The 8,513-nt window shown below is 74.0% G+C and carries 7 protein-coding genes; 5 read left to right on the top strand and 2 right to left on the bottom strand.

Features of this window, described 5'->3' with window-relative positions:
- Positions 1-88: 88 nt before the first annotated feature.
- A complete protein-coding gene (locus tag KSNIM_RS04235; RefSeq protein WP_263101856.1) occupies positions 89-319 on the top strand; it encodes a hypothetical protein in 231 nt (76 codons plus the stop codon).
- Between the two features lie 14 nt (positions 320-333).
- Here KSNIM_RS04235 and KSNIM_RS04230 read toward each other — a convergent pair whose 3' ends face one another.
- A complete protein-coding gene (locus KSNIM_RS04230) occupies positions 334-1,407 on the bottom strand; it encodes an NAD(P)H-dependent flavin oxidoreductase (RefSeq protein WP_263101855.1) in 1,074 nt (357 codons plus the stop codon).
- Positions 1,408-1,521: 114 nt separating this feature from the next.
- Between KSNIM_RS04230 and KSNIM_RS04225 the strand changes: the two genes are divergently transcribed.
- The 4 genes from KSNIM_RS04225 to KSNIM_RS04210 all read left to right on the top strand — a co-directional run bounded on the left by KSNIM_RS04225 (position 1,522) and on the right by KSNIM_RS04210 (position 6,399).
- On the top strand, positions 1,522-2,154 hold the full coding sequence (locus KSNIM_RS04225; RefSeq protein ID WP_263101854.1) for a hypothetical protein: 633 nt from the start codon (positions 1,522-1,524) through the stop codon (positions 2,152-2,154).
- A gap of 129 nt (positions 2,155-2,283) precedes the next feature.
- Complete coding sequence (locus KSNIM_RS04220) at positions 2,284-4,200, top strand: OmpL47-type beta-barrel domain-containing protein (protein WP_263101853.1); 1,917 nt, start codon at positions 2,284-2,286, stop codon at positions 4,198-4,200.
- A 93-nt stretch (positions 4,201-4,293) separates the two neighbouring features.
- Positions 4,294-4,884, top strand: a complete 591-nt coding sequence (locus KSNIM_RS04215) for a TetR/AcrR family transcriptional regulator (protein WP_263101852.1) — start codon at positions 4,294-4,296, stop codon at positions 4,882-4,884.
- 90 nt (positions 4,885-4,974) lie between these two features.
- Positions 4,975-6,399 carry a hypothetical protein gene (locus KSNIM_RS04210; protein WP_263101851.1) on the top strand — a complete coding sequence of 475 codons (1,425 nt, stop codon included), beginning with the start codon at positions 4,975-4,977 and terminating at the stop codon, positions 6,397-6,399.
- Here KSNIM_RS04210 and KSNIM_RS04205 read toward each other — a convergent pair.
- Positions 6,326-8,404 (bottom strand): amino acid adenylation domain-containing protein, encoded by a 2,079-nt coding sequence (locus KSNIM_RS04205; protein WP_263101850.1) that lies wholly within the window; start codon positions 8,402-8,404, stop codon positions 6,326-6,328. The genes KSNIM_RS04210 and KSNIM_RS04205 overlap by 74 nt on opposite strands.
- Positions 8,405-8,513: the final 109 nt, after the last annotated feature.

Raw genomic sequence — 8,513 nt, 5'->3', positions numbered from 1 at the left:
GGATCACCGGCGCGGAACGGCACCGGGCGGCGGACACGGTGGTGCGGCCCGGGTGCGCGCCCCCGGGCCCCGGACGATGCTGGGGGGCATGAACAGCAACAGCACCACCGAACCCCTGGTCGAGGTCGCCGAGTTCCGCACCGACAGCCGCTACCGGCTGGTGCACTTCAAGGGCGGCGGCTGGAAGCCGCTCGCCCCCGAGGAGTTCGAACCCGAGGTCAAGCACGCCTTTCCGGACCTCGACCCGCACGACCCCGTCCTGGTGCACTGGGTCGACCGCCCCTGGGAGTGGCCCGCCTGGCACCCCGGCGAGGCCTGACCGACCGTCGGCGGTCAGAGCGGACGGCCGAGCAGCCGTCCGGCGTCCGCCAGTACTCCCGACAGGTAGTCGGCGGCCGCTCCGCCGACCGCGAGCCCGGCGGCCTGCCCGGACCACAGGTTGACCAGATCCGACCTGCCCCGGGCGGCCGCCTCGGCACGCAGCGGCAGCATCAGTGCGTTCTGCACCGGATAGGCCGGGACGACCTCCTCGTACGCGGCCATCTCGCGGACGAAGCGGTTGGCGATGCCGCGCGCCGTCCGGCCGGAGAACAGCCGGGTGAGCACGGTCGTCCGGGCCCCCGGTGACAGCAGGGCCCGGCGGTGCGGCTCGCTCGCCGCGGACTCCGCGCAGGCCAGGAAGCCGGTGCCGATCTGCACCGCGTCGGCGCCGAGCACCAGGGCAGCGGCCAGGCCCCGCCCGTCGGTGATCCCGCCGGCCGCCACCACCGGCACCCGCACCGCGTCCGCCACCTGCGGCACCAGCGAGAAGGTGCCGACCAGCGACTCCCGCACCGGCGACAGGAAGGCGCCGCGGTGCCCGCCTGCGTCGCTGCCGGACGCGACCACGACGTCCACCCCCGCCTGTTCCAGCGCCTCGGCCTCGGCGACGGTGGTCGCGGTGCCGATCAGCAGGATGCCGCGGCGCCGGGCCCCGGCCACCACCCGCTCCGGCGGCAGCCCCATCGCCAGGCTGATCGCCGGCGGTGCGGACTCCAGCAGCGCGTCGACCTGCTCGTCGAAGTCGGGCCGGCGCAGCTCGGTGGACGGGTCGGGCAGCCCCAGCTCGGCGTAGTACGGGTGCAGCCGCTCGACGTCGGCCGCGGTGGCCAGGGTCCCGCCCTCGCCGGGCTGCGGCACCCAGAGGTTGACCGCGAACGGGCGGGCGGTCGCGGCGCGGAGGTCCTTCACCAGCTGCGTCAGCGCGTCGGGCTGCAGGTGGTGCGCCCCGAACGAGCCGAGCCCGCCGGCCTCGGAGACGGCGGCGGCCAGCGCCACCGAGGACATCCCTCCGCCGAACGGGCCCTGCACCACCGGGTGCTCCAAGCCCACCAGCTCGCAGAACCGGCCCACGGCACGCGTGTTCATCACTGTGCGCTCCCTCGCTGTCGACGTCCCCGTCATGCTAGACGACCGGTCAACTATCGGTGGTGATCGTCCCGGATCCGGCCGTGTCGGTGCCGGGTCCTACCGTTGCCGTCCATGGGACTCTCGATCACCGTCGGCCTGCTCGACGACCTGGACCGCCACGACCCGGAGGTCGCCGCCCACCACGCCCGTGAACTCGCCGTGCTCGCCGAGGCGCTGCAGGTCAAGGGGATCGACTGGCGGGAGCCCGCGGCCTCGGGCAGCGGCCACGCAGCCCACTCCGGCGGGTTCCCTTACGGGTACCTGCACCACCTGCGGCGGGCCTACGTCCTGCACCGCCACGGCGCCGCCGTCACGCCAGCCGCGACCACCGACCCCGAGCAGTACGACTGCGACCGCGGCGAGGTCGAGGAGGAGACCCTGATGTTCTCCTCGCACCTGCTCTGCCACTCCGACTGCGCCGGCTACTACGTGCCCGCCGACTTCGAGGACCCGGTGTTCCTGCCGGAGGACGCCGCGGTCGCGGGCGGCGGGATGGTCGGATCCACCGGCCGGCTGCTCGCCGAACTCCGGCGCACGGCACCGGCGATCGGCATCTGCCCGGATGCCGCGGCCGCCGTCGACGGCCCCGCCGACGCCGACGCGCCGGCCGACGACCCGTACGAGGCGGAGAAGTTCGCCTGGTACGTGCTGCACGGGGCCTGCCGGGCGAGCCTGGCCACCGGGCGGGCGATCGTCTTCCACTGACGGTGGTCCGCCGGCCCGCCTCCGCCCGCAGCCCCCCGCCCTCGGCCGGGCGGCCGGTGGCGGCCGTCGGAGTGACACCCCGTCGAGCCGTGACGGAGTGTCGTCAATCTTCCGCCTAGCGTGACCGGCATGACTGCAGATCGTTCTCTCGGCGCCCCGGGCCGGCCGGGCGTCGCCGCGGCGCGCCGGCGAGGCGGGCTCGCGGCGCTCTTCGTGCTGGTCCTGGCCCTGCTCACCGTCGCCGCGGCCGTCACACCGGCCGCGGCCGCCCGCCGAGTGGGCGGCACCGTGTCCGTGGAGTTCGAGAACAAGAGCGACCGCGACCTGACGGGCTTCGCCATCAACGTGCCCGAGGGATGTCTGATCCCCTTCGCGCCCGCCACGATCCAGGCCGGCACCACCGCCACCTGGACGGTGGGGCCGTGCCAGTCCGCGTACGGCACCAGGGGGACGATCGACTACACCGTGCAGGGGGAGAACGGCGCGACCACCCGGATCGGCTGGGACGTGCCCTTCACCGGGCCCAACGCCTACACCGAGTCCGCGCCCACCGGCTACGTGATCAGCCACACCGGCGGCACCGACCAGAACACCCCCGTCCACTGGACATTCGACTGCAACTCCAAGACCTGTGACGGGATCCCCGACGCCTGGAAGCTCAACGGCGTCACCCTCGACCCGGGCGACGGCAGCCCCGCCAAGTTCATCGACCTCAAGGCGATGGGTGCCGACGTCAACCGGCCGGACGTCTTCGTCCAGCTCGACTGGATGGCCAACACCGCGCACAGCCACGCGATCGACCCCGCCGCGCTCAAGAAGGTCGTGGACGCCTTCAAGAACGCGCCGTACAACAAGCGGGGGCAGACCGGCACCGGCATCAACCTGCACATCGACGCCGGGCCCAACAGCATCATGAACTACGCCACCAACACCACCTGGGGCACCCTCAGCCGGGCCAAGCAGCTCACCGAGACGACCAACCTCGGCACCAAGGTCGGCGGCCTGTACCAGTGGGACGCCTTCACCGCGCTGAAGAACGCCACGGGCGGCTTCCGCAGCACCGCCCGGGCGCCGATCTTCCACTACGCGATCTCCGCGCACAACCTGGAGAGCGGCTCCCGCTCCAGCGGGATCTCCGCCGGAACGCCCGGCAGCGACCTCATCGTCAGCCTGGGCAGCTTCACCAACAGCGTCGGCACCGTCGACGAGCAGGCCGGCACGCTGATGCACGAGCTCGGCCACAACCTGGGCCTGCGGCACAGCGGCAACTCCGACATCCCGAACCACGAGCCGCAGTACTTCAGCGTGATGAACTACAGCTACCAGTTCGGCCTGGCCGTGGGGACGACGAAGGGCCTCGTCGACTACTCGCGGCAGAACCTGTCGCTGAACGAGACCGCCCTGGACGAGCGGGTCTACCCGCCGACCAACCCGCTCTACGACGTCAGCCACTTCTGCCCCGGTATCGACGGGACGGTCGGCAAGTTCGTCACCATCCAGTCGAACAAGGGCACCGTGGACTGGAACTGCGACGGCCGGATCTCCGACATCGAGGTCGGCGTCGACGTCAACGGCGACGGCAGCCAGACCGCCCTCGCCGGGCACGACGACTGGAACGCCCTCGTCCTGCGCGGCGGCGCGGTCGGCCACTCCGGCGCGGAGTCCGCCGGCGTCCCGGCGCCGACCCCGGAGAACGAGGCGACCCCCGAGGACGAGGCGATGGACCTGCCCGTGGACGTCACCCCGCCGGTCACCACCGCCCGGACGAGCTCGCACCCGCACAAGGACGGCGGCGGCCACAAGGGCGAGGTGCTGGTCACCCTCACCGCCACCGACGACCTCTCCGGCGTCGCCATGACCGAGTACAACCTCGACAGCCGGGGCTGGCAGACCTACACCGGTCCGATCGTGGTGACCGGCGAGGGCAAGCACCGGCTGCTCTACCACTCGGTCGACCACGCGCAGAACCAGGAGACGGACAAGTACCTCGTCCTGCGGGTCGACCGCAACTCCGAGTGGCACCAGGAGCCGACCGCCGAGCACTGAGCCCGCACACCGACGCCCCCGGACCGAGACCCCTCGGCCCGGGGGCACCGGCATGCCCGGGACGGAGTAGTTGACCGACCGTATACTCGCCGCATGGGACGGAGCAGCACGGCACAGGAGCGACTGCTCGACGCCGCCTGCGACCTGCTGCACGGCAGCGGGTACTCGGCCGTCGGCGTCGCCGAGATCTGCGCCCGGGCCGAGGTCAAGAAGGGCAGCTTCTACCACTTCTTCGCCTCCAAGCAGGCGCTGACCCTCGCCGCCGTCGACGCGCACTGGACGGAGCAGCAGCAGGTCTGGCGGGCGCTGCTGGGCGCGGCCGGGCAGCCGCCGATGGAACGCCTGCGGCTGCTGCTGGACGCCCAGGCCGCGGCGCAGCGGGCCGACAAGGCCGGCGGCGGCAGCGTCCGCGGCTGCCTGCTCGGCAACCTGGCCCTCGAACTCAGCGGGCGGGAGCCGCAGATCCAGACCCGGCTCGCCGAGATCTTCGACGAGCAGGCCGCGCTGGTGCAGGGCGTCCTGGTGGAGGCGGGCGCCACCGCGCCGGTCGCCGCCGACACCGGGACGGCCCGCGCCGTGGTGGCCCAGCTGGAGGGTGCGGTGCTGCTTGCCAAGCTCGCCGACGACCCGTCCCGGCTCGACGGCCTCTGGCCCGCTGTGCAGCGCCTCGTCCGGTCCGACTGAGCGCCGCCCTCCGCCGGGTCGGCCCGCGCCCGGTCGGATTTTCGTCCGAAGGCGAGGCGGGCCGTCCGGCGGTGACCATAGGCTCTCCCGGTGGGGACACGGCTGACGGACGCATCGCAGTGGCAGCAGGCCTGGACGGACGGCGGCCGGCGCGCCGTGCACATCGGCGACGTCGCCGACTTCAACGCCCAGTTCGTGCCGCAGAGCCCGGCCGCCCGCCGGCAGGCCCACCACTACTCCTGCCTCGCCGCCTTCTACACCCCCGACCCGGCCGCCCTGCTGCTGCCCGGCGAACCCGATGCGGAGTGGACGGCCTGGCTGGCACGGGAGTTGGCCTGGGGTCCGGTCGAGCTGCACACCGGACTCGCCGACGAGCACGGCACCGTCCGCGGGGCACTCGCCGCCCGTCCGGCGCTGCGCGAGGGCATCGAGCGGCTCGGCCTGCCCGTCCGCCCCTGGGGCCGCACCGAGGGGCCCGGCCTGGAGGCCGTCCGCCACTTCGAGTCCAAGGCCGCCTCGCACGAGCTCTTCGCCCGTACCGCGGCCGGGCACCCGGGCATCCTGGTGCCCCGTCAGCAGCCGACCCGCTCGGCCCGGCACACCGCCCGGCTGCTGTCCCGGCTGGCCCGCCGCGGCGAGACCGCCGTCCTCAAGGCCCACCACGGCGTCGGCGGGTACGGCACCGCCGTCATCGCCCCGCGGGAGATCGCAGCGGCGGGCGGCGCCCGGGCGCTGCTGCGCGCTCTCGCCGCGGAGGGCGTCCTGCCGCCGGGCGGCGGACTGCTGGTGGAGGAGTACGTCCCCGGGCGGGGCCGGCTGCGGAACCTCACCTTCGACGCGGTGATCGCCGAGGACGGTTCGGTGCACCCGGTCGGCGCCGCCGTGATGCACATCGACGGGACCAGCTACCGGGGCGCCACCGCGGGTCCGGGTGCGGTGCCGCCAGGGGCGGCGGCCACCGCGGAGGCGTTCGGCCTCGCCGTCGGCGCCGAACTCGCCCGGGCGGGCCACCGCGGATGGTACGACGTCGACTTCGTCACCGACCCGGCCGGGCGGCTCGCCCCGACCGAGGCCAACCTGCGGCTCACCGGCCCCGCCGTGGCTTTCGTGCTGGCGGCCCGCCTCGACACGGTCCACGGCCCCGGCCACCGCGTCCGCACCCTGGACCGGCTGCCGCTCGGCGCCCGCCTGCCCCAGCAGGCGCTGCTCGCGCACCTGGCCCAACTCGCCGAGCGCTGCGAGCGGTTCGGAGTGCGCCTGCTGCCGACGATCCCCACGGCCGGCTGGGACGAGCTGCCGACCGCGGGGGTGGCGCTGGCCGCCCGCGCCCCGGACACGGTGACGGCCCTGGACGCGCTGGACGCGGCGGAGGCGGTCGTCCGGGCAGCCGTCGAGGCGCTCGCCGACCCCTTCGACGCGGTGGCCCCGGACGCCCCCGGCGTCAGCGCCCGCCCTCCGAGGGGCCGCTCCGCTCGCCGCCCGCCCGCACGGCCGTCGGCCCCTGCGCGAACATGAAGGCGCCCACGACCGCCGCGGCGGCGATCAGCGTGACGTTGAACGTGTAGACCATGAACGTCTCCCGTCCCCAGTCGGTCGGGTTCGTCAGCCGGTACATGTTGTCCTGCGGCCACCAGGCGGCGAGCAGCCAGACGATCGACAGATGGGTGAGCCGGGTGAGCACCGGCCCCCGGCCGAGCCGCGCCACCGAGGGGTGCCCGAAGAGCAGGAACGCCGTTCCCAGGGCGAAGCCCAGCCACTCCGCCCCGTACAGCACCGAGAACGCGAGGGTGTAACTCTCCGGCACCGCCGAGAGGTCGGTGGAGCCCGGCCAGAGAACGGAGGTGAGGGAGGCACTGCCGAAGAAGGCGAAGAACAGGACCAGCAGGACCAGGCACCCGCGGGTGCAGCCGTCGGCCTCGACCCGGCCGCCAGCGCCCTTGACGGAGCCCGACGCCTTGCCCGAACCGCCCGCGTGGTCGCGCGGCGCGGGCAGCGGCAGGGCCGCACGGTCCAGCTTCCCGGCACGGGTCCGCGGCAGCGCCGGAACGGGGACGACGGCCACCGGGACGAGCTGCTTCGGCAGCCGCTCCGCGAGGTACTCCCGGACGGCGGAGGACTCCGGCCGGGTACCCTCCGCTGCGACCACATAGGCCACCAACGGCCGCTTCGCAGTGCCCTGTTCGGGGGCGAGGGCGGTCACCGCGCACTCCCGCACCTCCGGATGGCCGCGCAGCACGGCCTCCGCCTCGGCGGCGTTCGCGGTGCCCGCACCGGAGTCCCGGCCGATGTACTCCAGCAGCCCGTCCGAGCGCCGCCGCGCCAGATCGCCGGTGCGGTACGCGCGGTCGTCGATCCCGCGCAGGAAGGCGAAACGGGACTCGGTCAGTTCGGGCAGGCGCGGGTAGCCGCGGCCGACGCCGGGCCCGGTCAGGCAGATCTCGCCGATGTCGCCGTCCGGGACGGGCCGGTCGTCCCGGCCGATCAGGTGGACGCCGTTACCGGGGAACGGCCGGCCGATCAGGGAGATCCGTTCGGGCTGCTCCACGTCCCCGTGGAGGTCGGCCGGGTCGAAGTAGGTGCTGTCGACGCCCGCCTCAGCGACCCCGTACACGTTGATCACCCGGACCCCGGGGCCGAGGTAGCGCTGCATCTTCAACTGCTCGTCCAGGTACCACTTCTCGGCGCCGACGGTGAGCAGCCGCAGCGCGCCGAGCTCCAGGCCGCGCGGTTGCAGGTGGTCGAGCAGGCGGCGCGCGGTGTGGACGTTGGTCTCCATCACGGTGATCCGCTCCTCGACAACCAGCCGGTGCAGCTCGGAGAGTTCGGCCGTCCGGTCGAGCGTGAAGTTGCGCTTGGCCATGACCAGGGTGCCGCCGGTGCACAGGGCGCGGATCCAGTCCGCGGTGAAGACGTCGAACTCCAGCGTGGCCGTCTGCAGGAACCGGTCCGCCGGGGTCAGTCCGTACACCTCGCGCCAACCACGGTGGGAGTGCAGCAGGTTGCGGTGCTCGACCAGGGCGCCCTTGGGCAGGCCGGTGGAGCCGGAGGTGTAGAAGATGCAGGCCGGGTCGACGGTCGTGAGCCCGACGGCGAGCGGCTCGTCCTGCTCGGCGGCGACCGCGGCCGCCGAGGTGTCCAGACACAGCACCGCGCCCTCGCCGGAGTCGGCCAACCGGACGCGGTGCACCTCCTCGGTCACCACCACGGCCGGGGCGGCGTCCGCCAGCACGTGCCGGATCGTCCGGTCGGGGCCGGTCGGCTCCAACGGCACGTACGCGGCACCGGTCTTGAGCACCGCCAGCAGCGCCGTGATCAGCTCCGTGCTGCGGCCGAGCGCGACCGCCGCGCAGCCGCCCGGGCCGAGCCCGAGGCCGGCCAGGTGCCGGGCCAGCCGGTTCGCCCGACGGTCCAACTCCCCGTACGTGAGCCGGACCTCGCCGCAGACCACGGCCGATGCGTCCGGTGCGCGCAACGCCTGCTCCTCGAACAGGCCGTGCACGGTCTGCGCCTCCCCCTGCATGCTGCCACCCCTCCCTCGTCGGCGGTACCGCCCTGAGCCTGCCCGCCCCCACTGACAGTGTGCAGCCAGTACGCCTGGGTGACCGTACCGGGCGGCCTGGTAGTTGCGG

This window comes from Kitasatospora sp. DSM 101779, assembly GCF_025655475.1.
Classification (GTDB): domain Bacteria; phylum Actinomycetota; class Actinomycetes; order Streptomycetales; family Streptomycetaceae; genus Kitasatospora.
Note: the sequence above shows the minus strand (reverse complement) of the source record. Positions and strands in the feature narration are given on the sequence as shown.

Excerpts from the sequence above, each read along its gene's own strand:
- KSNIM_RS04230 (WP_263101855.1), bottom strand. The coding sequence starts at position 1,407 with ATGAACACGCGTGCCGTGGGCCGGTTCTGCGAGCTGGTGGGCTTGGAG.
- KSNIM_RS04220 (WP_263101853.1), top strand. The coding sequence starts at position 2,284 with ATGACTGCAGATCGTTCTCTCGGCGCCCCGGGCCGGCCGGGCGTCGCC.
- KSNIM_RS04235 (WP_263101856.1), top strand. The coding sequence starts at position 89 with ATGAACAGCAACAGCACCACCGAACCCCTGGTCGAGGTCGCCGAGTTC.
- KSNIM_RS04205 (WP_263101850.1), bottom strand. The coding sequence starts at position 8,404 with ATGCAGGGGGAGGCGCAGACCGTGCACGGCCTGTTCGAGGAGCAGGCG.
- KSNIM_RS04215 (WP_263101852.1), top strand. The coding sequence starts at position 4,294 with ATGGGACGGAGCAGCACGGCACAGGAGCGACTGCTCGACGCCGCCTGC.
- KSNIM_RS04225 (WP_263101854.1), top strand. The coding sequence starts at position 1,522 with ATGGGACTCTCGATCACCGTCGGCCTGCTCGACGACCTGGACCGCCAC.